This window comes from Brevundimonas sp. (assembly GCF_036963785.1).
Taxonomy (GTDB): domain Bacteria; phylum Pseudomonadota; class Alphaproteobacteria; order Caulobacterales; family Caulobacteraceae; genus Brevundimonas.
Genome location: NZ_JBALUS010000003.1, coordinates 243,568 through 267,346 on the forward strand (window position 1 = coordinate 243,568; position 23,779 = coordinate 267,346).

Annotated in this window: 26 protein-coding genes; 17 read left to right on the forward strand and 9 right to left on the reverse strand. The window is 68.9% G+C overall.

What is annotated here, in order from left to right; translation table 11 throughout:
• Positions 1-51: 51 nt before the first annotated feature.
• On the reverse strand, positions 52-750 hold the full coding sequence (locus V7672_RS07895) for a MarC family protein (RefSeq protein WP_335624048.1): 699 nt from the start codon (positions 748-750) through the stop codon (positions 52-54).
• Positions 751-844: 94 nt separating this feature from the next.
• On the opposite strand from V7672_RS07895, the gene pyrF reads away from it, so the two are divergent.
• Positions 845-1,567 (forward strand): orotidine-5'-phosphate decarboxylase, encoded by a 723-nt coding sequence (pyrF, locus tag V7672_RS07900; RefSeq protein WP_335624049.1) that lies wholly within the window; start codon positions 845-847, stop codon positions 1,565-1,567.
• Here pyrF and V7672_RS07905 read toward each other — a convergent pair.
• Entirely contained in the window at positions 1,564-2,190 is a 627-nt protein-coding gene (locus V7672_RS07905) for a hypothetical protein (protein ID WP_335624050.1), read from the reverse strand. The two genes, pyrF and V7672_RS07905, sit on opposite strands and share 4 nt — an antisense overlap.
• Before the next feature lie 99 nt (positions 2,191-2,289).
• The gene (locus V7672_RS07910) at positions 2,290-2,526 is read right to left on the reverse strand and encodes a DUF1674 domain-containing protein (protein WP_335624051.1); all 237 of its coding nucleotides are present in this window, start codon (positions 2,524-2,526) and stop codon (positions 2,290-2,292) included.
• A gap of 108 nt (positions 2,527-2,634) precedes the next feature.
• Between V7672_RS07910 and htpX the strand changes: the two genes are divergently transcribed.
• The 7 genes from htpX to V7672_RS07945 all read left to right on the forward strand — a co-directional run bounded on the left by htpX (position 2,635) and on the right by V7672_RS07945 (position 9,134).
• Positions 2,635-3,579, forward strand: a complete 945-nt coding sequence (htpX, locus tag V7672_RS07915; protein WP_335624052.1) for a zinc metalloprotease HtpX — start codon at positions 2,635-2,637, stop codon at positions 3,577-3,579.
• Between the two features lie 47 nt (positions 3,580-3,626).
• Positions 3,627-3,908, forward strand: a complete 282-nt coding sequence (locus V7672_RS07920) for a hypothetical protein (protein ID WP_335624053.1) — start codon at positions 3,627-3,629, stop codon at positions 3,906-3,908.
• Positions 3,909-4,007: 99 nt separating this feature from the next.
• Positions 4,008-5,243, forward strand: coding sequence for an argininosuccinate synthase (locus V7672_RS07925; RefSeq protein ID WP_335624054.1), 1,236 nt, complete (start codon positions 4,008-4,010; stop codon positions 5,241-5,243).
• A 112-nt stretch (positions 5,244-5,355) separates the two neighbouring features.
• Positions 5,356-5,802 (forward strand): hypothetical protein, encoded by a 447-nt coding sequence (locus V7672_RS07930; protein WP_335624055.1) that lies wholly within the window; start codon positions 5,356-5,358, stop codon positions 5,800-5,802.
• A 33-nt stretch (positions 5,803-5,835) separates the two neighbouring features.
• On the forward strand, positions 5,836-6,363 hold the full coding sequence (locus V7672_RS07935) for a hypothetical protein (RefSeq protein WP_335624056.1): 528 nt from the start codon (positions 5,836-5,838) through the stop codon (positions 6,361-6,363).
• Between the two features lie 360 nt (positions 6,364-6,723).
• A complete protein-coding gene (locus tag V7672_RS07940; RefSeq protein WP_335624057.1) occupies positions 6,724-7,995 on the forward strand; it encodes an NAD(P)/FAD-dependent oxidoreductase in 1,272 nt (423 codons plus the stop codon).
• Complete coding sequence (locus tag V7672_RS07945; RefSeq protein WP_335624058.1) at positions 7,992-9,134, forward strand: serine hydrolase domain-containing protein; 1,143 nt, start codon at positions 7,992-7,994, stop codon at positions 9,132-9,134. Before V7672_RS07940 ends, V7672_RS07945 begins: the two co-directional genes overlap by 4 nt.
• Here the strand turns inward: V7672_RS07945 and V7672_RS07950 are convergent.
• The 3 genes from V7672_RS07950 to V7672_RS07960 all read right to left on the reverse strand — a co-directional run bounded on the left by V7672_RS07950 (position 9,131) and on the right by V7672_RS07960 (position 12,042).
• Complete coding sequence (locus tag V7672_RS07950; RefSeq protein ID WP_335624059.1) at positions 9,131-10,207, reverse strand: alpha/beta hydrolase; 1,077 nt, start codon at positions 10,205-10,207, stop codon at positions 9,131-9,133. The genes V7672_RS07945 and V7672_RS07950 overlap by 4 nt on opposite strands.
• Positions 10,204-11,142 (reverse strand): class I SAM-dependent methyltransferase, encoded by a 939-nt coding sequence (locus V7672_RS07955; protein WP_335624060.1) that lies wholly within the window; start codon positions 11,140-11,142, stop codon positions 10,204-10,206. Before V7672_RS07955 ends, V7672_RS07950 begins: the two co-directional genes overlap by 4 nt.
• A gap of 114 nt (positions 11,143-11,256) precedes the next feature.
• Positions 11,257-12,042 carry a class I SAM-dependent methyltransferase gene (locus V7672_RS07960; protein WP_335624061.1) on the reverse strand — a complete coding sequence of 262 codons (786 nt, stop codon included), beginning with the start codon at positions 12,040-12,042 and terminating at the stop codon, positions 11,257-11,259.
• A 286-nt stretch (positions 12,043-12,328) separates the two neighbouring features.
• On the opposite strand from V7672_RS07960, the gene V7672_RS07965 reads away from it, so the two are divergent.
• Positions 12,329-12,811: an Hsp20 family protein gene (locus V7672_RS07965; RefSeq protein ID WP_335624062.1), complete on the forward strand. Its 483-nt coding sequence runs from the start codon at positions 12,329-12,331 to the stop codon at positions 12,809-12,811.
• Positions 12,812-12,884: 73 nt separating this feature from the next.
• Here the strand turns inward: V7672_RS07965 and V7672_RS07970 are convergent, their stop codons facing one another.
• The 3 genes from V7672_RS07970 to V7672_RS07980 are packed head-to-tail and all read right to left on the reverse strand — an operon-like array spanning position 12,885 to position 14,276.
• Positions 12,885-13,424 carry a Smr/MutS family protein gene (locus tag V7672_RS07970; protein WP_335624063.1) on the reverse strand — a complete coding sequence of 180 codons (540 nt, stop codon included), beginning with the start codon at positions 13,422-13,424 and terminating at the stop codon, positions 12,885-12,887.
• Positions 13,408-13,656, reverse strand: a complete 249-nt coding sequence (locus V7672_RS07975; protein WP_335624064.1) for a helix-turn-helix domain-containing protein — start codon at positions 13,654-13,656, stop codon at positions 13,408-13,410. Before V7672_RS07975 ends, V7672_RS07970 begins: the two co-directional genes overlap by 17 nt.
• A gap of 23 nt (positions 13,657-13,679) precedes the next feature.
• On the reverse strand, positions 13,680-14,276 hold the full coding sequence (locus V7672_RS07980; RefSeq protein WP_335624065.1) for a DUF2975 domain-containing protein: 597 nt from the start codon (positions 14,274-14,276) through the stop codon (positions 13,680-13,682).
• Positions 14,277-14,742: 466 nt separating this feature from the next.
• Between V7672_RS07980 and rdgB the strand changes: the two genes are divergently transcribed.
• The 8 genes from rdgB to V7672_RS08020 all read left to right on the forward strand — a co-directional run bounded on the left by rdgB (position 14,743) and on the right by V7672_RS08020 (position 23,774).
• Positions 14,743-15,345, forward strand: coding sequence for an RdgB/HAM1 family non-canonical purine NTP pyrophosphatase (gene rdgB / locus V7672_RS07985; protein ID WP_335624066.1), 603 nt, complete (start codon positions 14,743-14,745; stop codon positions 15,343-15,345).
• Entirely contained in the window at positions 15,338-16,489 is a 1,152-nt protein-coding gene (gene hemW / locus V7672_RS07990; RefSeq protein WP_335624067.1) for a radical SAM family heme chaperone HemW, read from the forward strand. The genes rdgB and hemW overlap by 8 nt, the downstream gene beginning before the upstream one ends.
• A gap of 42 nt (positions 16,490-16,531) precedes the next feature.
• Entirely contained in the window at positions 16,532-17,413 is an 882-nt protein-coding gene (gene rsmI, locus V7672_RS07995; RefSeq protein ID WP_335624068.1) for a 16S rRNA (cytidine(1402)-2'-O)-methyltransferase, read from the forward strand.
• Positions 17,410-17,829: a YraN family protein gene (locus tag V7672_RS08000; RefSeq protein ID WP_335624069.1), complete on the forward strand. Its 420-nt coding sequence runs from the start codon at positions 17,410-17,412 to the stop codon at positions 17,827-17,829. The genes rsmI and V7672_RS08000 overlap by 4 nt, the downstream gene beginning before the upstream one ends.
• Positions 17,830-17,844: 15 nt before the next feature.
• Entirely contained in the window at positions 17,845-18,792 is a 948-nt protein-coding gene (gshB, locus tag V7672_RS08005; protein WP_335624070.1) for a glutathione synthase, read from the forward strand.
• A gap of 83 nt (positions 18,793-18,875) precedes the next feature.
• Positions 18,876-20,456 (forward strand): YifB family Mg chelatase-like AAA ATPase, encoded by a 1,581-nt coding sequence (locus V7672_RS08010; RefSeq protein ID WP_335624071.1) that lies wholly within the window; start codon positions 18,876-18,878, stop codon positions 20,454-20,456.
• A 34-nt stretch (positions 20,457-20,490) separates the two neighbouring features.
• Entirely contained in the window at positions 20,491-22,002 is a 1,512-nt protein-coding gene (locus V7672_RS08015; RefSeq protein ID WP_335624072.1) for a response regulator, read from the forward strand.
• A gap of 35 nt (positions 22,003-22,037) precedes the next feature.
• Positions 22,038-23,774 (forward strand): AmpG family muropeptide MFS transporter, encoded by a 1,737-nt coding sequence (locus V7672_RS08020; protein WP_335624073.1) that lies wholly within the window; start codon positions 22,038-22,040, stop codon positions 23,772-23,774.
• Positions 23,775-23,779 lie beyond the last annotated feature (5 nt).

Genomic DNA, 23,779 nt, shown 5'->3' on the forward strand with positions numbered 1-23,779 from the left:
TCAACAGGGTTCGAAATTGCGGCGTCGAAACCCCGGGTCGAGGCTCCGGCATCAGTGCCCACCGGCCGGATAGGGCGCGGTGACATCGCCCGAGAACATGCCCGGGATGGCCTCGCCGAGGCCCGCCAGGATGAACTGGATGGCCAGGGCGCAAAGGATCAGGCCCAGCACCCGCACCACGATGGCCATGCCAACCTCGCCCAGCAGCCGGCTGATGGGGCCCGTCATGGCAAAGCAGACGAAAGTCGCGACCCCGGCTCCGACAATGGCGACCAGACCGGCGACCTGACCGGCCGCGCCGATCTTTGTCGCCTCGCCCGCCTGGATGATGATGGTCGAGATGGCGCCCGGGCCGATCAGCAGCGGCATGGCAAAGGGCACGATCAGCCGCTGGAAGCGCCGACGGGCATAGCCGCGCACATCGGCCAGGTCCGACTGGGCGTCGGCATCGGCGAAGATCTTGAGGAAGTCCTCGCGCGCCATGTCGAGGCCCAGCAACAGCAGCAGAATGCCGCCCGCGATGCGGAAGGCGGCCAGCGAAATGCCGAAAAACTCCAGCAGCGCCAGACCGGTGAAGAAGAAGAACACCAGAAACGCGACGATGAACAGGCAGATCAGCGCCGACACCGACATGCGCTGGCTGAGGGTCGCCCCCGCCGTGGCCGCCGCAAAGATCGGGATGTTGCCGATCGGATCGACCAAGGCGAACAGGGCTACGAACAGGTTGACGCCAAGATCGACCGCGCCCATGGCTGATAGTCCCCTGTTTAAATCCGTCCGGTGAGGTGTGGCGCGCCCCGGCGCACCCGTGTTCTCCCCATAGCCGCTTGCAAGGAGTCCGTCGATGACCTCTCCCGTTCTTGCCGACCCGCGCCTGATCGTCGGGCTGGACCTGCCGTCGGTCGAGGCCGCTGAGGCGCTGGTCGACCGGATCGCCGACGGGGTCCTGGCCTATAAGGTCGGACTGACCCTTCTGGCCCGGCCGGGCGGGGTGGCCTTCGCCCACAAGCTGCGCGCCCGGGGCAAGATGGTCTTTCAGGACTGGAAGCTGCACGACATCGGCGCCCAGGTGGAGGGTGCAGCGCGCACCGTGGCCGAGGGGGGCTGTGACCTGCTGACCGTTCATGCCGAGCCGCAGGTGATGGCGGCCGCCATCCGGGGACGCGACGCGGCGGGCTCAGGGACAAGACTCCTGGGCGTGACCGTGATGACCAGTTTGTCCGACGCCGATCTGGTCGAGATCGGCTATCGCCAGTCGGCGTCCGATCTGGTCGAGCGGCGCGTGCGTCAGGCGCTCGACATCGGCATGGACGGCGTGGTTGCCAGCCCGCTGGAGGCCGCCCGGGTTCGGGCCCTGGCCGACGCGGCGGGGCGCGCGGACTTTCTGATCGTTACCCCGGGCGTGCGACCGGCCGGGGCTGACCAGGGCGACCAGCAGCGCGTGGCCACCCCGTCCGAGGCGCTCAGGGCCGGTGCCACCCATCTGGTCGTGGCGCGGCCCGTCGTGGCGGCGGACAGCCCGGTGAGGGCGGCGGCGCGGATTGCCGCCGAAATGCTCGAGGCCTAGCGGTCGTACATATAGACGTCTGAACAGTCGCAGTCCCGTCGGCGGTCATAGCGCCGGTCCCGCCGGTCATAGCGGTCATCATAGTGGTCGCGGCGCTGGTCGGACCGGGGCCGGTCATCCTGATAGCCGTACTCGTCGCGATAGCCCTGATAGCGGCTGTAGCCATAGCGCCCGCCCCGGTCGTAGCCGCGGTCGTAACCCCGGCCATAGCTGTCGTGACGCTGGCGATAGCGATAGGCATAGCCGTCATGCGGGCGCGGCGGCTGGTAATAGCTGTCGCTGTAATAGCCATAGCCGTATCCGTCGCGACCCGTGGCGGCGGCGCCGGTGGCGGCATAGACGCGCGTCTCGCCCTCATAGACGGCCCCCGCGGCGCCGGTGCGCGGATAGCTGTAGCCATAGTCATAGGGCGAGGGCTGGCCATAGGTGACCACCACGCGGCTGTCGGCCCGGCTATAGCTCTGGCCATAGCTGCCATAGCTGGCATAGGCCTGCGCCGGCGGGCGATGATCGCGGTATTGGGCCGCGACGGGCGTGGCAGCCGCCAGCGTCAGGGCCGCAAGGCCTGCGCCCAAGGCCAGAGCGCGGGGGGTCAGGGCGCGAAAGGAGCGGGAAGTCGACATCGCCTTGTCCTCGAAATCGCCGGTTCGGCGGGATTAACGAGAGGTTAACGCCATGCCCGGCGGATCGTTCGCTTTTCCCCTTGAAGGCGACGGATTCGCTCAGAAGTCGACGGCCAGACCCTTGCGCTCCCAGTCACCATAGCGGGTCGGCTCAAGCCCGCGTGGACCCCCGACCTCGTCCGACGGCGCCCCGGCAGCATCGGCTTCGGCGTTTCGGGCCGCCGCTTCTTCCAGGGCGCGCCGCTCGACAGGCGTCAGGGGGCGGTCCGGTGTCGCACCGGGCAGGTCGGCGTTGTGAACCGGGGCTTCCAGCGGGGGGGTGGGCGCTTCGGTCACAGGCGGGTCCTCTTGAGGCAGAGCAGGGCTGAGGACACATAGGAGACCGGTGGCGGCACGGCCAGCCCGCCCGCTTCACCCGCCCACATTCAGAGTTCCCGTCCGGTCATGAACCACGCCAAGACCTTCATCCTGCTGGCCGCCCTCACTGCCCTGTTCGTCGGCATCGGCTATCTGATCGGCGGCGCCATGGGCATGGTCATAGCGCTGGTGCTGGCGGCCGGCCTCAATCTGGTCAGCTACTGGAACGCCGACAAGATCGTCATGCGCATGTACCGGGCCCAGCCGGTCGACGAGACCCACCCCAATGCCGTGGTGCGCGCCTATGTCGCCGATGTGCTGCAGATGGCCGAGGGCGCCGGCCTGCCCCGGCCGGTCGTGGCCATCATCCCCTCCGACCAGCCCAATGCCTTTGCCACGGGCCGCAACCCGGAACACGCCGCCGTCTGCGCCACCTCGGGCCTGCTGGACCTGCTGACGCGGGACGAGGTGCGCGGCGTCATGGCCCACGAACTGGCCCATGTGAAGAACCGTGACACCCTGGTGATGACGGTCACCGCCACGGTCGCCGGCGCCATCTCGGCGCTCGCCAATTTCGCCCTGTTCTTCGGCGGCGACCGCGACCGGACCGGCGGTCTGATCGGCACCCTTGCCCTGATGCTGCTGGCCCCGCTGGCGGCCGGTCTGGTGCAGATGGCCATCAGCCGCACCCGCGAGTATCAGGCCGACCGCGTCGGCGCCGAGATCGCGGGCGACCCCCATGCCCTGGCCTCGGCCCTCGAGAAGATCGAGGCCTATGCCCGGCGCATCCACAATCCGGTCGCCGAGCGCAATCCGGCCTCGGGCCAGCTGTTCATCATCAATCCGCTGGCCGGCAAGGGGGCCGACAGCCTGTTCTCGACCCACCCGGCCACCGGCAACCGGATCAAGGCCCTGATGGCCCTCGGGGTCAGCAGGGGCGCCGCTTCGCCACGCCTGCGCCCGCTGGTCAGCGCGGGGTCCGGCACCACGGTGCCGACCACGCCGGCCGCCCCGCGCGGGCCGTGGGGCTAGGGCGACCGTCGTTTTGTCGCGCGGGCCGCCCGTGCTAGTTTCGCGCCATGGCGGAACCCGACGAAACGATCGAAGATATCGCCGCCAACCTTCTGACGGGCGTGATGGTCTTCCTGCTGAGCGCCGCGATGCCGATGCTTGCCGTCTTGCAGATCGTAAGCCGCCCCGACATCTGGACCACCGCCCCGAGCATGAAGACGCTGCTTTTGCCGGCCATGTTGGTCGGGGGGATCTACCTCGGCTTTGTCGGTATGCGCTGGGGTCTCAGGCGTGTCAGAATCCACCTGGAAAGACTCCGGAACCGACCGCCCTCGTCCGCCTCGGGCTGACGTCCTTCCATTCCCGCCCTTGCATCTCGGTGCATCTGGTTCTTTAAGCGCGGCCATCGTTTCGAGCGCCTCCCCGCGCACTCTCCCCGAGGTATCGCCATGTCCGATTTCAAGCCCAAGAAGGTTGTCCTTGCCTATTCCGGCGGGCTCGACACCTCCATCATCCTGAAATGGCTCGAGACGGAGTACGGCGCCGAGGTGGTCACCTTCACTGCCGACCTGGGCCAGGGCGAGGAGCTGGAGCCGGCGCGGGAGAAGGCCCTGCGCATGGGCATCAAGCCCGGGAACATCTTCATCGACGACCTGCGCGAGGAATTCGTCCGGGACTTCGTCTTCCCCATGTTCCGCGCCAATGCCCTCTATGAGGGCCAGTACCTGCTGGGTACCTCCATTGCCCGCCCGCTGATCGCCAAGCGCCAGATCGAGATCGCCCGCATGGTCGGCGCCGACGCCGTCTGTCACGGGGCCACCGGCAAGGGCAATGACCAGGTCCGGTTCGAGCTGAGCTATTATGCGCTGGAGCCCGACATCCGCGTCATCGCCCCCTGGCGCGAGTGGGACTTCAAGAGCCGCGAGGCCCTGCTCGACTTTGCCGAAAAGCACCAGATCCCGATCGCCAAGGACAAGCGCGGCGAGGCGCCCTTCTCGGTCGACGCCAACCTTCTGCACAGCTCCTCCGAGGGCAAGGTTCTGGAAGACCCGGCGGTCGAGGCGCCCGAATTCGTCTATCAGCGCACGATCGCGCCCGAGGACGCGCCCGATCAGGCCACCGTCATCACCCTCGGCTTCGAGCGCGGCGATGCGGTCTCGATCGACGGCGAGGCCCTGTCGCCCGCCACCCTGCTGGCCCGCCTGAACGATCTGGGCCGCGACAACGGCATCGGCCGCCTGGATCTGGTCGAGGGCCGGTTTGTCGGCATGAAGTCGCGCGGCATCTATGAGACGCCGGGCGGCACCATCCTGCTGGCCGCCCACCGCGGGATCGAGTCCATCACGCTCGACCGCGGGGCCATGCATCTGAAGGACGAGCTGGCCGTCCGCTATGCCCAGATGATCTACAACGGCTTCTGGTTCGCGCCCGAGCGCGAGATGCTGCAGGCCGCCATCGACAAGAGCCAGGAACAGGTCACCGGCACCGTTCGGGTCAAGCTCTACAAGGGCAATGCCACGGTCATCGGCCGCGAGAGCCCGCTCAGCCTCTACGATCAGGATCTGGTCACCTTCGAGGAGGGCGTCCAGGCCTATGATCACCGCGACGCGGCGGGTTTCATCAAGCTGAACGCCCTGCGCCTGCGGGTGCTGGAGCGCCGGAATCGCCGGACCGGCGGGGCCTGAAGGCGCCGCTGGGCGGGACCGCCACAGCCTTACCGCGATTTCACTTGAAGGTCGGCGGCGTTGGGTAAAGGCTGGGGCCAGCGATTATCCCCAAGCCCAAAGGCTCTTCCCCATGCGTCGTTTGATCCTCTCCGCCGTTGCCGTCTCCGCCCTCGGCCTGTCGGCCCTCGCCCTGCCTGCCGTGGCGGCCCCCGCCGCTGCGGTCGCCGTCGCCCAGGACCCCATTACCGAGGCTGAGGTTGAAGAGCGCGCCGCCGCCTTTGAGGTCACGCTCGAGGCCCTGGTCGCCGAGATCGAGGCCATCCGGGCCGACACCAGCCTGACCGAAGAAGACCGTCAGGCCCGCATGCAGGCCGCCATCGACCGCAAGAAACCCGAAATCGACGGCTTCGTCGCCATGCTGTCCGGCTTCGTCCGTCAGCAGACCCTCGACGAGGGCGGCACCGCCGAAGAGGCCGAAATGGCCGCCGGCATGATCGAGGACATGTTCGTCGAAATGCTGGTCCCGGGCCTGCTGTCCGGTGAACTGGCCGCCGCCATGGCCGCCGAAGGCGAATAAGCCGCCCCTTTCTCTCTATCAGGAGGTCTGACCATGATCCGCGCCCTGTCGCTTGCTGCCGCCCTGGCCCTGCTGCCGGTCTCCATGGCCATGGCCCAGACCTCCGATCCGGAGTCCGCTGAAGCCGCCCTTGAGGCCGCCGCAGAGGTCTTCGAGGGCCGCATGGACGAGTTCGCCGAACGCGCCGAGGCGATCTCGGAGGATGACAGCCTCACCGAAGAGCAGAAGGAAGCTGCGGTCATGGCGCTGTGGGGCGAGTATCAGCCCGACGTCATGGCCTTCACCCAGACAGTGTCGGTGTCCGTATCGGACATCGTTGCCGAGGCCCTCGCCGAGGTCGACATCGAGGCGGTCGTGGCTGAGGCCCTGGCCGAGGCCGATCTGGCCGGGGACATGGGCATCGCCGAGGCCGTGGCCGTGGGCCAGGGCATGATGACCAACGGCGCCTGGGCCAGCGACGACCCCGAACATCAGGCCACCTACGGCCTGATGGCCGACTACGCCCTCGGCATGGCCCTCGACGACGCCGAGATCGACCTCGACGCCAGTCCCGAGGACTGAGGTCCGGCGTGTCTCCTCCCCATTTTATGGGGAGGGGGACCGCGAAGCGGTGGAGGGGTTCTTCACCGCGCACTCGCCCTCAAGAGCCCCTCCGTCACGTCGGCTTCGCCGCCGCGCCACCTCCCCGGCTTCGCCAGGGAGGAGACCGCAACTACGACACCCGCCCCCAAATTCCCCCGTCCTTTCCACGCCCCTGTCGTTTCTCGCACCGATCTGCCCGCCCTGGTCGCGGCAAGGTCCATAGTGTCCGGTTGCCACAGGTCTGGATGACGGCGGCGCGATTCCAGACCATTCAGACCATTCAGACCACTCAGACGGTGTTTTCTCGCGTGACCCGCGCCGTTGCTCTAGACCCGCCCGATGAGCCCTTTGCCCGCGTTCCAGCCTGACCCCGCCAGCCCCGTCGTCGTCGTCGGTGCCGGTCCCGCCGGTCTGATGGTGGCCGAGCGGCTGTCGGCAGCGGGCGTGGCGGTTGAGGTGCACGACCGCATGCCCTCGCCGGCACGCAAGCTCCTGATGGCCGGGCGCGGCGGGCTGAACCTGACCCACAGCGAGCCGCTGGACCGTTTCCCTGCCCGCTATGGCGAGGCCGCCCCCGGGGTCATGGACTGGCTGTCCCGCTTCGGCCCGCAGGATCTGCGCGACTGGGCCGACGGATTGGGAGCCGAGACCTTTGTCGGGTCGAGCGGGCGGGTCTTCCCCAGGGCAATGAAGGCTTCGCCCCTGCTGCGGGCCTGGCTGAAGCGCCTGCAGGATCAGGGCGTGACCCTGCACAGCGGCTCTCGCTGGATCGGCCTCGAGGATGGCGCGCCGGTGTTCGAACAGGCCGGCGAGCGCCGTCGCATCCCGGCCCGGGCGCTGGTCGTGGCAACCGGCGGCGCCAGCTGGCCGCGGCTGGGGTCGGACGGACAGGGCCGGGATGTGCTGGCCGACCTCGGCGTGCCCGGCACCGGCTTCCGGCCGGCCAATGTCGGGGCCCGTCTGGACTGGTCGGAGGAATTCATCGCGGCCCATGCCGGGCAGCCCCTCAAGGCCGTGGCCCTGACCCTGGAGCGACGCCGGGTTCGGGGCGAGGCCATGGTGACCCGCTATGGGCTGGAGGGCGGCGCCATCTACGATCTGGGTCCGGAGCTGCGGCGGGCGCTGGCCCGCGCGGAGGGCGGCGACGGCCCGGCCCGGCTCTATATCGACCTGCGGCCCTCCGAGACCGCAGAGGTGCTCGCGGCCCGACTGGCCAAGGCGCCGTCCAGCCTGTCGCGGGCCAATCGCCTGCGCCGGGCTGCGCGTCTCAGGCCGGTCGAACTCGCCCTGCTGCGTCAGGCGCCGCCCCTGCCCGCCGGGGCCGACGACCGGGCCCTGGCCGAGCGGCTCAAGGGCGTGCCGCTGACGATTACCGGCCTTCAGGGGCTGGAGCGGGCCATCTCCAGCGCGGGCGGCATTGATCGGGCCGCGCTGACCCCATCCCTGATGATCGCGGGTCACCCCGGCCTGTTCGTGGCGGGTGAACTGCTGGACTGGGAGGCCCCGACCGGCGGCTATCTGCTGCAGGCGGTGATGGCCTCAGGCGTGGTCGTGGCCGACGGTGTGCTGGACTGGATCGCGGGCGCCGCCCCGGTTATGGAAGCGCAATGACCGACGCCCCCGAAATCCATGGTTCCTGTCCCGACCCCTTTGGTCCGGTAAAGGAAGCCTTCGCCCGCAACTTCACCGACGGCCCCGAGGGTCTGGACGAGGTCGGCGCCCGCTTCACCGTCTGCCGGGCGGGCGAGGTGGTGCTGGACCTGTGGGCCGGTCAGGCCGACAGCGTCGCGAACCAGCTGTTCGGGCCGGACACCCTCGCTCCCGTGTTCTCGACGGGCAAGGCGGTCATGGCGTTGATGATCGCCTGGGCGGTCGAGCGCGGCCTGCTGGACTATGAGGCCCCGGTCGCGTCGATCTGGCCCGCGTTCGGCCAGGCGGGCAAGGCGGACATCACCCTCGCCCAGCTGATGAGCCATCAGGCCGGCCTCGCGGGCCCGTCCCCGGCCATCGACCCCACCCTGTGGTTCGAGCCGGAAAAGGTGCTGGAGGTCCTGTGCCGTCAGGCCCCGCTGTGGGCGCCGGGCACCGCCTCGGGCTATCACCCGATCACCGTCGGCTATCTGGCGGGCGAGGTGTTTCGCCGCGCCGACGGCCGCACCATGGGCGAGGCGCTCAAGGCCGACTTTGCCGATCCGGCCGGTCTGGACCTGTGGCTGGGCCTGCCGGAGGCCGAACACGGTCGCGTCGCCCGCATGAAGAAGCCGACCGCCGCGCCGGATCTGGGTCCGATCGACGCCATCAAGACTGCCGCCTTCCTCGACAAGGGCTCGGCCCCCGCCGGCCGCGGGTCGGCCGAATGGCGCAGGATGGAAATCCCCTCGGCCAATATGCATGCGACCGCCGAGGCCCTGGCCCGCATGCTGGCGCTGGCCCTGCCGGAGGGGCTAGCCGGCAAGACCCTGTCGCCGGCGACGCGCACGGCCTTGATGCAACAACGGATTTCCGGGCCGGACCGGGTGCTGCCCTTTGACCTGTCATGGGGGGCCGGGGTCATGCGCAATCAGGGCCAGGGGGCGGTGTTCGGCCCCAATCCCGAAACCGTCGGCCACTGTGGCTGGGGCGGGTCCTGCGCCTTCGCCGACCCGGTGACCGGCCTGACCGCCGCCTATGTCATGACCCGCCAGTCGCCGCACCTGATCGGGGATCCGAGGCCTGCGGCCCTGATCAAGGCGCTCTACGCCGCGCTTTAGGAGGCCTGCTGTCCGGGAGCATCCGGCATGGCCAACGGATCGGCCGGGGCGGCCGGTTCGGCGACCGGCTGGGGCGCCGGCGACAGGTCCTGCACCGGCGAGACATAGTCTGCCATGGCGTCGAACTCCTCGAGGAAGACCGCCCGCATGGGGTCCGTCTCCATCAGCACCTCGTGCTTGGCGCCCGGCACCTCGACATAGCGGCCGCGCCCGAGCCGCTTGGAGGCCCAGCGATTGGTCTGCTTCCAGACACGGTCGTCCTCGCCCGGCTGGACGATGGCGACCGGGATCTTGACCGCCTTCAGCGCCTTGGGCTTCAGCGTCCGCTCGCCGAGGTCGATGGCAAACCCCAGCCAGCCCCAGGTCGGCCCGCCGACCGCCAGGTGCGGACAGGCATAAAGCTGCTGCCGCCACAGCTCGTAACGGGTCTCGTCCGAGGTCAGGGCGTCGTTCTCGAAGGTGTGCTCGAAGGGATCGTCCGGATCGTCCAGCACATAGTCCCCGGCCTTGCCGTGCCGCAGGTTCCAGCGCACCGCCAGCTTGACCGACCACATCGAGCGCTTGCCGGTCTTGATCTTGAGCATGGGGGCGCTCAGCACCGCTCCGGAGATGCGGCTCTCGCCCATCTGCAGGCTCATCAGGTTCAGCGCTCCGCCCATCGAATGGCCGACCATGATCCAGGGCTTCGGCGCCCGGGTCTCGAACGCGTCCAGCAGGCGGGCATAGTCGTCGAGGAACTCCTCGACGGCCCGGGCATGGCCCTTCAGCCGGTCGGGCAGCAGCCGCGCCGACAGCCCCTGACCGCGCCAGTCATGCGCCAGCACGCAAAAGCCGCGCGCCAGCAGATTGCCGATCACCTCGAAATACTTCTCGATCGGCTCGGTCCGACCGGGGCTGAGGATGACGGTGCCGCGCGGCTTGGCCGCGACCAGGGTTGAAGGTGTCCAGAAGGCTGCGCGCAGGCGCAGGCCGCCTGCACCCCGGAACCACTCGCCCTCGCCATGCGGCGGCGGTGAGGCTCCGGGAACGCCCATCAGCGGGGCATTGGCAGCATAGGCAGCGACTCGGTTCACTCGGGCTTCCTGAATTTGAGCGTCATCCGATCGCTCTCACCGATCTCATCATATTCCGTGCGGTCGAAGTCCGGGTCCGGCGGCTGGCCCTGGGGAGCGGTCAGCCGCATCGGGGGCAGGGTGTCGACGCCGAACGGATGATCACGATCATCCCTTTCATTCGCGTTGATTTCGGAAGCGGACACAAAGATGAAGCCGGCCTCGGCCGCCAGCTGGCGGACATAGGCCTCCTGGACATAGCCGCTGGCGGCGATCGGGTCCTGGTCATCCTCGGCCGACAGCCGGTGCTGTTCGATGCCCAGGGTCGCGCCCGGACGCAGCACGGAAAAGGCGTCGGCAAAGGCCTTCTCGGCGATCCCGGCCGCCATCCAGTAGTGCAGGCGGCTCATGAACAGCACCAGATCGGCGGTGTTGGCCTCGGCCACCGGACCGCTGGTCGGCCCAAAGTCGCTGTATTCGATCTCGCCATACAGGCGGGTATTGGCGGAGAACCGCTCTTCGTAGGCGGTGACCATGCGGGCCAGGGCAGGGTCGACGCCGAGCCCGGCCTGAAAGTTCACGGCCACATACTTTCCGCCGTTACGGGCCAGATAGGGGGCGAGGATCTCCGTGTACCAGCCGCTGCCGGGCCAGAAGTCGACCACCGTCATCTTGGGCTGCAGGTCGAAGAAGCGCAGCGTCTCGAACGGATGGCGCCATTCATCGCGCGACCGCTCCTCGCCGCGCCAGTCGCCGGCGATGGCCCAGGCCAGGCTGCCCTCCGGCGGGCCCTCGGGAACCGCCGGAGCATCCGGTTCCGGCTCGGCGGCCTTCTTGCGGTTGTCGCAGGCCGCCACCAGCCCGGCCATGCCGGCGCCCAGAATCAGCCCGCGACGCGACGGACGGATCACGCCGGACGCAGGCGACCGGGGGGCTCGGAAGGTCGGATCGGACATGTCGCGTTCCTGGGACACTTTCTCGGCTCGGTCACGGGTGGGCGACGCCGGGCAGGCCGACGGCCCGACCGGCTTAGACAGCTTCGCTGGCAGGGTCAAAGCCGCCGTGCCCAATCATTCCGGCTTGCGAAAGCGCAGGGTCATCCGGTCGCTTTCGCCGATGGCATCATAGGCGGCCCGCTCGGCCTCGGTCAGGACGCGACCGTCGCCCTCGCTGCGGCGCACCGGCGGCAGGGTCCAGACCCCGAACGGATGGCTGTGATCGTCAGCAGGATTGGCATTGAGGTCGCTGGAGGCCTCCAGCTCGAACCCGGCCTTCAGGGCGGCGGCGATGACGTAGGACTCGGGCACATAGCCGGTCGCGGCGCTCTGATCGACGTCGCTGCCCTCGGGCGCGCGGTGCTGTTCGACCGCCAGAATGCCGCCCGGTTTCAGGCCGGTAAAGAACATGGCCATGAAGTCGTCCGTGCGCCCGGCCCGGTGCCAGTTGTGGAACGCGCGCGCCACCAGGATGAAGTCGGCCGAGCCGTCGGGCACACCCAGGCCGTCCTGGATGCGGTTGACCGGCACATAGGTCCCGCCCGTGGCGTCGGCATAGGGCTGCAGGATCTGCGTCCACCAGCCGTTGGCGCCGGGCTGTATTTCGACCACGCTCAGGCCGGGGCGCAGGCCCCAGAAGGTCAGGCTTTCGTACGGGCGACGATGGACGTCGCGGGCGCGGTCGGCGTCGGAGCGGCTGTCCGAGGCGATGGCCGCCTTCAGCACTTCGTCTTCCTGGGTCATCGGCTGGATCAGGGCCGGATCCTGCGCGGCGCGGGAGGTCTGGGCGACGGCGGGCGTCGCAAGCGCCAGACCGGCGACGGTGGCCATCAGGACAAGCGGGCGAAGAGCGTAGGTCATGGGACAGGTCCGGTCATTCTGAGAAGGGTTGCCCCAGCCTTAAGCGGCTGAGCCGGGAGGGCAAGCGGGACCACCCTGCGCCGGGAGACAAATCGTCGCGCCGAAAATGCAGGCGGCGGTGCGGGCCCTCTTGACGTCGCCCCGGGCCACCCCAAATCCCTGACCGGGAGCGCCGATGTCGGGCTCCCGGGACGAGCGACGCTGCAAAGCGGGTCGTATCGCCCATAACCCCGCCGTCCGGGCAAATCGCCGGGCGGTTCAACCTTGCTGATCCCAGGAGGATGATATGCGTACCTTTGACCTGACCCCCCTCTACCGTTCCGCCGTCGGCTTTGACCGTCTGGCCGGCATGCTGGAAAGCGCCGCGCGCACCAGCGAAGCGGGGTGGCCCCCCTATAATATCGAGACGACCGGCGAGAACGCCTATCGGATCGAACTGGCCGTGGCCGGCTTTTCGCCCGACGAACTGACGATGGAGGTCAAGGAAAACCTTCTGACCGTCACCGGCAAGAAGGCGAACACCGGCGAGGACCGGACCTATCTGCATCGCGGCCTGGCCGAGCGCGACTTCGAGCGCCGCTTCCAGCTGGCCGACTATGTGGTCGTGACCGAAGCCCGGCTGGTGAACGGTCTGCTGACCGTCGATCTGAAGCGCGAACTGCCCGAGGCGCTCAAGCCTCGCCAGATCGAGATCGTCACCGGTTCTTCGGCAATCGAAGGCAAGGCCGAGCCCAAGGCCCAGCCGAAGATCGAGAAGAAGGCCGCATAAGCGCGCCGGTCTTCCTGTAACCCCAACCGACCTGCGGCCCGGAGGCTTTCGCTTCCGGGCCGTTTTTCATGGCTCAGCCGCGCTTGAGCGTGATGTACCAGGCGCCTTCGCCCCCATGACGTCGGTGCGCCGGGGCATAGGCGGCGACCACACCGCGCAGGGCATGGCTGCGCAGCCATTCCGGCAGGGAGGCGCGGATTACCCCCTCACCGCCGCCCGCCCTGCGACCGTGCCCGGTAATGACCAGCACCACGCGCAGGCCGCGCTGGTGCGCGCGCAGCAGAAAGCCGGTCAGCACATCCTCGGCCTGGAAGCGGCCATGGCCGTGCAGGTCCAGACGCGCTTCGATCGGCTCGCGCTCCCGCGACACGCGACGGTGGCGACGAGGGTCCAGATCGGACGGCGCCGACTGGGGCCGGGGCGCAGGTGACGGCGGGGGCGTAGGAGCGGTGCCCGAGGCGGACCGGGGCCGGTTGGTCGGCGCGGTCTGGACGGCCAGGGGCGGGGGCACCGGCATGCGGCGCGGGGCCAGGGGCGTGACGGTGGATGCTACCCGCTGCCACAGCCGCTCACCGTCCTCGGCCGGGACGGGACGGTCAGATTTGCGGGTCATCGACCGGTTCGTCCCCCGCCCCGGCCGGGCCCGGGTCACGGGACAGCAGATCGCCCGGCTGGCAGCCCAGTTCGCGACACAGGGCGTCGAGCGTCGAGAACCGGACGGCGCGGGCCTTGCCGGTCTTCAGGATGGACAGATTGGCCACGGTCACGCCGACGCGGTCGCTGAGCTCCGTCAGGGACATGCGCCGCTCCTGCAGCAGTCGATCAAGTTGGACGCGGATGGCCATGGGGGAACTCTAGTCGATGCGGATCAGATCGTCAGTTCGGATTCGCGCCTCAGCCGGGCGCCTTCACGGAAGACCTCGGCGAGGACGAAGACGACCAGCACGGAAAAGGCCGGGGTGACGAGGTTGAACAGGCTGGGCGGATCCATTACGCCGCGCACGAGCCGCGAGACCAGCAGCTGGCCCAGCCAGACCCCGCCGGTGACGATGGCGAGGATATAGCCGACCTGCTTCAGGCGGCTGACATTGTCGGGGTGGAAGGGATCGCCCAGTGTCAGGGTGCGGAAGATGCGCCGCAGGTGGCGCAGGATCAGGGCGAAACCGCCGAAATAGCCGACGAAGGCGCCGATCCCGAACAGGGCATGGGCGCGCGGCAGGGGAATACGGGTGCCGCCGGTATCGGACATGACCGTCAGGCCGACCTGGTCCATCGGAATGATGGCGACGACGGCAAAGACCAGACAGGTCAGCAAGGTCAGGAAAATCAGCAGCCCATAGGCTATATCGAGGGCTGTCTTGAGCAGGCTGGACACGGAACCGGGGCCGAGGGCCCGAAAGCCGGGCAGGCCGTGTCCCAGTCGGGTGCCGAGTCGGGAGGCGAAGCGAAGCGAAGGTGGGCGCATCGGGGGTCTCGCCGGCCGGATCGACAAGGGGACGATCTGGGGCGATCGCCGCGCGGGTACCGGCCGTTCAGGCCCGCGCGGATTTTACAATCGCGGTGTTTGTCTGCAGCGTCAAAGTCGGGGACTTCAAGGCGGGCCGGATCAGAAGGACTGGACCAGAATGGCGACCAGGGCGGTCGGCATGGCGGCCAGCAGGGCGACGTTCAGCACGACGTGACCGATACGGTCCATCAGCATGGTGACAGGCATGGTGTTCATTGTAGTTCTCCATCTTGCCCCTGAGAGGGCGGGTTTTGCGTGTTTTTGTTCAGATCAGCAATGTGGTTGCGCTATGAGCCTTTGACAAGAACGCTGCAACCCCGCGTCCTTGAAATAATAGATAGGCCTGCCGCGGCAAAAAATCACGTTACATATCGTTTAACGATGTTAAACTTTGGCAATCCTGCCCCGCCGAAAGAGTCCGGTCATGAAACTGAAATTAATCAAAGGGATGCGGCTGCTGGTCGCGACCCACAATCCGGGCAAGGCGGTCGAGATCGCGGCCCTGCTGGATGGAAATTACGACGTCGTCACAATGAGTGATCAAAATCTGCCCGAACCGGACGAAACCGAGACGACCTTTTCCGGCAATGCGCTGCTGAAAGCGCGTCATGCGGCCGACGCTTCGGGTCTTGTGGCGCTGGCGGATGACTCGGGCCTGTCGGTGCGGGCGCTGGACGGGGCGCCGGGCATATTTTCTGCGCGGTGGGCCGGTCCGGACAAGGATTTCTCCCACGCCATGGCCAAGGTCGAGCAACGGCTCGAGGAGATCGGTTCGGACGATCGGGCGGCCTGGTTCACCTCGGCCCTGGCCGTGGCCTGGCCCAGGGGACCGGCGGTGGTGGTCGAGGGGCGGGTCGACGGGACCCTGACCTTTCCGCCGCGCGGCGACCGCGGGTTCGGCTATGATCCGGTGTTCTTGCCGGAAGGCCACGACCAGACCTTTGGGGAGATGGAGCCGGCCTACAAGGACGGGATCAGCCACCGCGCCCGGGCCTTCGCCCTGCTGAAAGACGCCCTGATTGACTGACGCGCCCGACGGTCTGGCGCTCTATGTCCACTGGCCGTACTGCGCGCGCATCTGTCCCTATTGCGACTTCAACGTCGTGCGGGCCCGGGGGCGCGAGACCGAGATGGCGGGGCTGGTGACGGCCCTGCTCGACGATCTGGAGGCACAGGCGGCCCTTGTCGGACCTCGTCCGCTGGTGTCGATCTTCTTTGGCGGCGGCACACCGTCGCTGATGCCGCCCGAGGCCGTGGCGGCGGTCGTGGAGCGGGCGCGGGCCCTGTTTCCGGCGAGCAGCGCCCTTGAGGTGACGCTGGAGGCCAATCCCACCGATGCCGAGGCGGAGCGCTTCTCGGCACTGGCCGGGGCCGGGGTCACGCGCCTGTCGCTGGGGGTGCAGTCTCTGGACGATGCCGCGCTCAAATTCCTCGGCCGCAATCATTCGGGGGCCGAGGCCCGCCGGGCCGTCGCGCTTGCCGCCCGCCATTTCGAACGTCTGTCGATCGACCTCATCTATGCCCGGCCCGGCCAGACGGTGAGCGACTGGACCGGCGAACTGACCTGGGCGCTCGAGAGCGGCTTTGAGCACATCTCGCCCTATCAGCTGACGATAGAGCCCGGCACCGCCTTCGGCCGGGCCGTGGCGCGCGGGGCCTGGACACCGCCCGACGAGGATCTGGCGGCTGATCTCTATGAGGCGACACAGTCGGTGCTCGGGCAGGCCGGCTTCGAGGCCTATGAGGTGTCGAACCATGCGTGCGGCGTGGCGGCGCGGTCGGTTCACAATCTGCATGTCTGGCGGGGCAGGGACTATCTGGGCATCGGTCCGGGAGCGCACGGGCGGTTGACGCTGGACGGGGTGCGCACAGCGACGATCGCCCACCGGGGGGTCGCGGACTATGTCGCCGGGGTCGAGGCCGGCACGCCCTGGGCCGAACAGGCCGCCCTGTCGCCGGTGGAGGCGGCCGAGGAAAAGGTGCTCCTGGGCCTGCGCACCGTTGAGGGCGTTTCGCTGGCCGTGCTGGCAGACCTGCAGATCCTCCCGGTTGATCGCCCGCTGGCCGGTTTGATTGAGGACGGCTTCCTCGCCCTGTCGGACGGGCGCGTGGCGGCGACGGCGCGCGGTCGCCCGGTGCTGGACGGCGTGTTGAAAGCCCTGCTGACCTGATCTTTGCTTGAGGGGCGCGCCGCAGGCTGGCACGGTCGCCCGATGACTGAAACCGATCCCTCCCGCCTGTGGTCCGGAACCGCGCCACCGCCGCGTCGGGTCGATCCCGGCCTCTATGTCGTGGCGACACCGATCGGCAATCTGCGCGACATGACGCTTCGGGCGCTGGATGTGCTGGCGGCGGCCGATCTGGTGCTGGCCGAGGATACACGGGTCAGCGCGCGCCTGCTGACCGCCTATGGGCTGCGGGTCAAGCTGGAGCGCTGCGATGACCATGCGGCCGTACGCGCCATTCCCGGGGTGCTGGAGCGGCTGGACGCCGGGCAGGTGGTGGCGCTGGTGTCGGATGCTGGCACGCCGCTGGTCAGCGATCCGGGCTATGCGGTGGTCAAGGCCGTGATCGAGGCGGGGCTGCCGGTCTTTCCGCTGCCGGGGGCGTCGAGCCTGCTGGCGGCGCTAACCGGTGCGGGCCTGCCCAGCGACCGGGTGCTGTTCGCGGGATTCCTGCCGGCCAAATCGGGCGCGCGCAGGACGGCGCTGGAGGGGCTGAAGGCCCCCGGCCAGACGGTGGTGGTATTCGAAAGCGGCCCGAGGCTGGCGGCATCCCTTGCCGACATGGCCGAGGTGCTGGGCCCGCGCGAGGCGGTGGTCGCCCGCGAACTGACCAAGCTGCACGAGACCTGGGTGCGCGGCCCGCTGGACGAGCTGGCGGCCGATCCACGCTGCCAGTCGCCCAAGGGCGAGATGGTGGTGGTGATCGGCCCCGCCGATGAGGTGCTGCCCGATGAGGCGACGCTGGATCAGGCCCTGACCGCCGAACTGGCTGACCGGTCGGTGTCCGAGGCCGCCGCGCGCGTGGCCGCCAGCCTCGGCCTGCCGAGGAAGCAGGTCTACCGGCGGGCGCTGGAGCTCTCGGGCCAGTGACCCCGACCGCGCCTGACCGTCGCGAGGGGCGCACGCACAAGGGCCGCCTGGCCCACCACGAAGGCCATGCCGCCGAATGGACGGCGGCGGTCTGGCTGATGCTCAAGGGCTATCAGATCCTCGGGTTCCGGCTGAAGACCCGCCACGGCGAACTGGATATCCTCGCCCGCCGGGGACCGGTGCTGGCCGCCGTCGAGGTCAAGCGGCGCGCAACCCGCGAGGCCGCCATCGAGGCCCTCGGCCCCGTGCAGCACGGGCGGCTGGTGCGGGCAGCGGGCGCGGTGCGCAAGGCGCGGCCGGGCCTGAAGGGGCTGACGCTGCGGCTGGACCTGATCGCACTGGCGCCGGGGCGTCTGCCGCGCCATATCCGGGGTCTGGCCGCCGAGACCGACCTCGATGGCCGCTATCGTCTCTGATCCGAAAGGTCCGCCATGCTCAAGGTCGCCATCCAGATGGACCCGATGGAAGCGGTCGATATCGCCTCCGACACCACCTTTCTGATGGCCCTGACCGGGCAGGCGCGCGGGCACCGGCTGTGGGTCTATGATTTTCGCACCCTGGCCCTGGAGGACGGGCGGCTGTTCTGCCGGGCGCGTCCCGTCACGGTCCGCGACAAGAAGGGCGACCACGCCGATTTCGGCGACTGGCTGAAGCTGGACCTGGGCGCCGATGTCGATGTGGTGCTGATGCGTCAGGACCCGCCGTTCGACATGGCCTATGTCACCGCCACCTATCTGCTGGAAACGATCCATCCCCACACACTGGTGGTCAACGACCCGGCCGAGGTGCGCTCGGCGCCCGAAAAACTGCTGGTCGCGCAATTCCAGGGCCTGACGCCGCCGACCATGATCTCGGGGGACGCGGACATGCTGGCGGACTTCCATGCCCGCCACGGCGATGTGGTGCTGAAGCCCCTGCACGGGGCGGCCGGCTCGGGCGTGGTCAAGCTGAAGGCCGGCGACCCCAATCTGGCGGCCCTGGTCGAGATTCACGCCATGGGGTCGCGCGACCCGCTGGTCATCCAGAAATTCCTGCCCGCCGTCTCGGCCGGGGACAAGCGCATCCTGATCGTTGACGGCGAGCCGGTGGGAGCCATCAACCGCGTGCCGCTGAAGGATCAGGTGCGCTCCAACCTCCGCGTGGGCGGCACCGCCCAGCCGGTCGAACTGACGGACCGCGACAAGGAAATCTGCGCCGCCATCGGCCCGACGCTGAAAGAGCGCGGCCTGATCTTTGTCGGCATCGACGTGATCGGGGACTGGATGACCGAGATCAATGTCACCTCGCCGACCGGGGCCCAGCAGCTGAAGCGCTTTACCGGCATCGATGCCACCGACCGCATGTGGCAGGTAATCGAGGCGAAGCGCGCCGCCGGTTGAGCCCGCGCAGGTTCACAACCCGGCATTTGACAACCAGCGTTCGTTCATGATCTGTTCCATCCTGCGGGAGCGGAGGGACGGCCATGGTCGCGCGGGTGGTGACGGTTGCGTTCGACGGGGTGGATGCCCGGCGCGTCGATGCCGAGGTCCAGATCCTGGGCGGCGAGGGCACCCAGGCCAGCTTCACCTTGGTCGGCCTGCCGGACAAGGCCGTGGCCGAAAGCCGCGAGCGGGTACGCGGCGCCTTTGCCGGGATCGGACTGGCCCTGCCGTCGCGGCGCATCATCGCCAATCTGGCGCCCGCCGACCTGCCCAAAGAGGGCAGCCATTTCGACCTGCCGATCGCCCTGGCCCTGCTGGCCGCCATGGGGGTAATCGCGCCCGATGCGCTGGACGGCTGGGCCGCGCTGGGTGAACTGAGCCTCGACGGACGGATCGTGCCGGTCAGCGGCGCCTTGCCGGCGGCGGTGGCGGCCAACGGCATGGGGCTGGGCCTGATCTGTGCCGAGGCCAATGGTCCCGAGGCGGCCTGGGCGGGGCCCGAGGTGGCAGTCCTGGCCCCGCGCTCGCTGATCGGCCTCATCAACCATTTCAAGGGCAGCCAGGTGTTGAGCGCACCGCGCCCCGGACCGTTGAAATCGAACGGCCCGGTGCCCGACCTGAACGAGGTGCGCGGTCAGGAAGGGGCCAAGCGCGCGCTCGAGATCGCCGCGGCGGGCGGTCACAATCTGCTGTTCATCGGCCCGCCGGGATCGGGCAAGTCGATGCTGGCCCAGCGTCTGCCCGGCCTGTTGCCGCCGCTGACCCCCCGCGAACTGCTGGAAACCTCCATGGTCTGGTCGATGGCCGGGCTGATCGAGCGGGGTGGGCTGACGCGCGAGCGGCCGTTCCGGGCGCCGCATCATTCGGCATCCATGGCGGCCCTGACCGGCGGCGGGCACCGGGCCAAGCCGGGCGAGGTGTCGCTGGCCCACAACGGCGTGCTGTTTCTGGATGAACTGCCCGAATATTCGCCCCAGGCGCTGGATTCGCTCCGTCAGCCGCTGGAGACGGGCGAGGTGATCGTGGCGCGCGCCAATGCCCATGTGCGCTATCCGGCGCGGGTGCAGCTGGTGGCCGCCATGAATCCCTGCCGCTGTGGTCTGGGCGGGCCCGGCAAGGGAGCCTGCGGCAAGGCCCCGCGCTGCCAGAGGGACTATCAGAACCGCATTTCCGGCCCGCTGTTCGACCGTATCGACCTGACGGTGGAGGTACCCCCGGTGACCGCCGCCGACATGAGCCTGCCGGCCCCCGCCGAAGGTACGGCCGAGGCCGCCGCCCGGGTGGGGCGGGCGCGAGAGGTTCAGGCCGCGCGCCTGACCGACCTCGGCCCCGAGGAGGGCGGCGCCACCATCAATGCCCATCTGGGCGGCGCTTTGCTGGACCGTCATGCCCGGCCCGATGCCGACGGTCGGGCCCTGTTGATGCGGGCGGGCGAGGCCGGGGGTCTGACGGCCCGGGGCTGGACCCGGACCCTGCGGCTGGCGCGCACCATCGCCGATCTGGACGGGGCCGAGGGCATATTGCGCCGCCATGTGGCCGAGGCCCTGATCTATCGCCACAATCGCATGGATGCCGAGGCCCAGTTCAACCGGGCGACGGCCGCGGCCCACAGCCCGGTTTGAGCGAGCGTTAAGAGGTCGGCGCTAGTCTTTAGCCATGACGTCGCCTGCCGCCCCGCATGATCCGCCCGAGTCGGATCCCGCCGTCCGCTTCCTGCGGCTGATGAGCCATGAGATGCGCACGCCCCTGAACGGGGTGATCGGCATGCTGGGCCTGTTGTCCGACAGTGGGCTGGACCCGGCGCAGAAGGCCTATCTGGAAGCGGCGCGCACCTCGGCCGATCACCTGCTGGGGCTGGTCAATGACCTGCTGGACTATGCCCGGCTGGACGCCGGCAGTCTGGAGTTCGATCTGGCGCCGGTGCGCATCGACGATCTGGTGCGGGGCGTGGCCGAACTGCTCAGCCCGCGCGCCCATGACAAGGGGCTTGAGATCGCCTGGAGCGTCGCCGCCGATGTGCCCGTTGTGCGCGCCGACGAAGGCCGCCTGCGCCAGATCCTGTTCAACCTGGCCGGCAATGCGGTGAAGTTCACGCCTGACGGGGGGGTGGCGATCTCGGTCACCCGCTCCGGCGATCACGCCCTGGCCTTCGTGGTCGAGGACACCGGTCCCGGCGTGCCCGAGGCGGCCCGCGCCCGCATCTTCGAGGAATTTGGCCACGCTGACAGCACCGACGCCACCCGTCATGACGGGGCGGGGCTGGGGCTGGCGGTGGCGCGGCGGCTGGCCGAGGCCATGGGCGGCAGCCTGTCGGTCGACGACCGCCCTGGCGGCGGCGCCCGGTTCGTCTTCGCGGCCCGGTTCGATCCGGTTCCCGGCGACGCCCGACCGGCGGCGGCCGCCCTTGAGGGGCTGAAGGTCGCTGTGGTGGGCGCCCATCCCTTCACGACGGCGGCCGCGACGGCCATGGCGGAAACGGCGGGGGCCACATCGGTCGATCCGGCGCAGGCCGATCTGGTGCTGGTCGATGACGACGGCCGGACGGAAGACCAGAGTCTCGCCCCGCGTCCCGACCGGCCCCACGCCGTGATTATGCTCCGGCCCGGACGGCGCGACCGCATCGCCGACTACCGGGCCGCCGGCTTCGACGGCTATCTGATCAAGCCGCTGCGCCCGGCCTCGCTGGTCGAACGAGCGCTGGCCCTGACCGGGACGGCGTCCGGCCCCGGCCCTGCCGCCGACAATACCGAGGACGACCGCCTTGTCCGCCCGGCCTTCCCCGGTGTGCGGGTGCTGCTGGTCGAGGACAATCCGGTCGGCGTCCTACTGGCCACCACCCTTCTGAAGCGGCAGGGCTGTGTGGTCGAGACCGCCGCGGGCGGCGAGGAGGCGCTGGGTGCGCTGCAGCGGGCGCGGTTCGATCTGGTGCTGATGGACATGCGTATGCCGGGCATGGACGGCCTGACCGCCACCCGCACCCTGCGCGCCCGCGGCGACACCACCCCGGTTCTGGCCCTGACCGCCAATGCCTTTGCCGACGACCGCCGCGCCTGTCTGGACGCCGGCATGGACGACCATCTGACCAAGCCCCTGGGCGTCGAGGCCCTGACCGCCGCCCTGACCCGCTGGACGAACCCGCCGGAGCGCGCCAAGGTCGCCTCCGCATAGGGACGGTTGTCGCGTCCCCGCAGAGGACGAGCCGCATGACCGAGACCGCGAATTCCCGCCCGGAACCCGATGCCCGCCGGTTTGGCGGTCTGGCGGTCTATGGCGAGCGGCGCACCTTCACCATGCTGCTGCTTGGTTTTGCGTCAGGCCTGCCGAATCTGCTGATCTTCGACACCCTCTCGGCCTGGCTGAGGGATGACGGCGTATCGCTGGAGGTGATCGGCTTTTTCGCCCTCGCCACCCTGACCTATGCCCTGAAGTTCGTCTGGGCCCCGCTGCTGGACCGAACCAATGTGCCGGTGCTGACCAAATGGCTGGGGCACCGGCGGTCGTGGATGCTGCTGACCCAGGCCATGATCATCCTCGGCCTGTGGGCCATGTCGACCCTGACGCCCCAGACGCAGCTGGCCGGAATCGCGCTTTTCGCCGTGGCCGTCGGCTTCTTCGGCGCGACACAGGACATCGCCATTGATGCGTGGCGGATCGAGGCTGCGGACGACACGCGGCAGGGGGCCATGGCCGCGGCCTATCAGCTGGGCTGGCGCGTGGCGCAGATCGCTGCGGGCTTCATCCCTCTGGCGCTGGCCCAATACTACAACTGGAACCTGTCCTACGCCGTGATGGCGGGCCTGATGGTCTTCGGGGTGCTGGGCGTCATCCTGGCCCCCCGCGAGAAGACGCACATCATCCGGCCGATCCCGGTCGAGGACATCCCCTCGCGTCCCACGCTGGAAAAGATTGAATGGGTCGTACGGCTCGGCCTGATCATCCTCGCCGCCTTCATCATCGGCACCGGTTTGACGGACAAGCCGGACGCCCTGCTGTGGGGCGGCGGGCTTGTGCTCAGTGAGGGCGCGCGTGCTTCCATCACCGCCACGGTCGAGCAGAGCGGTCTGGTCGGGGTCCTGAATCAGCTGGGTTATGTGATCGGCGGCTTCGGCGTTCTCGCCCTTGCGTGCTGGCCCATCCCGCGTTTCAAGACCCGCCCCGGTGCCTATCTGGCCGGGTCATTCGGCGCGCCGCTGATGGATTTCTTTGTCCGCTTCGGCAAGCTGGCCGGACCCATTCTGGCGCTGATCTGCCTCTATCGTCTGGCCGACTTCGTCCTGAACATCATGAACCCCTTCTACATCGATCTGGGGTTCAGCCTCATCGAGATCGGCGAGGTGCGGAAACTGTTCGGGGTCATCGCCCTGTCGGCCGGCGTGTTCGCCGGGGGCTGGTCTGTGGCCCGGTTTGGCCTGATCCGCACCATGGTCATCGGGGCCTTCATGAGCCCTGTTTCCAACCTCGTATTTGCGTGGCTGGCCGCTCAGGGCCACGATCTGGGGGCCCTGTTCATCGCCATCGGCGTCGACAATGTCGCCTCCGGTTTCGCCGGCACGGCGCTGATCGCCTATATGTCGAGCCTGACGTCGATCGGCTTTACGGCCACCCAGTATGCCCTGTTCAGCTCGCTCTACGCGCTGCCCGGCAAGATCATCGCCTCACAGTCCGGCAAGATCGTCGAGGCGTCCGCCCGGGCGGCCGACGCCGGAGGGCCGCTTTCGGGACTGAAGGGGCTGTTCGCGAATGTGCCCCCGGGAACCCTGGTCGAGGGCGCGGTAAAGAGTGGGGTGACACCCGCAGGCCTCGGCGCGGGCTATGTCACCTTCTTCCTCTATTCGACGGTCATCGGCGTGTTTGCCGTCCTTCTGGCCTTCTATGTGGCCGCGCGTCAGCCCCGGGTTGAAGCCGAATACGCGGCTCGCGAGCAGGAACCGAAACCCTAGGCTCG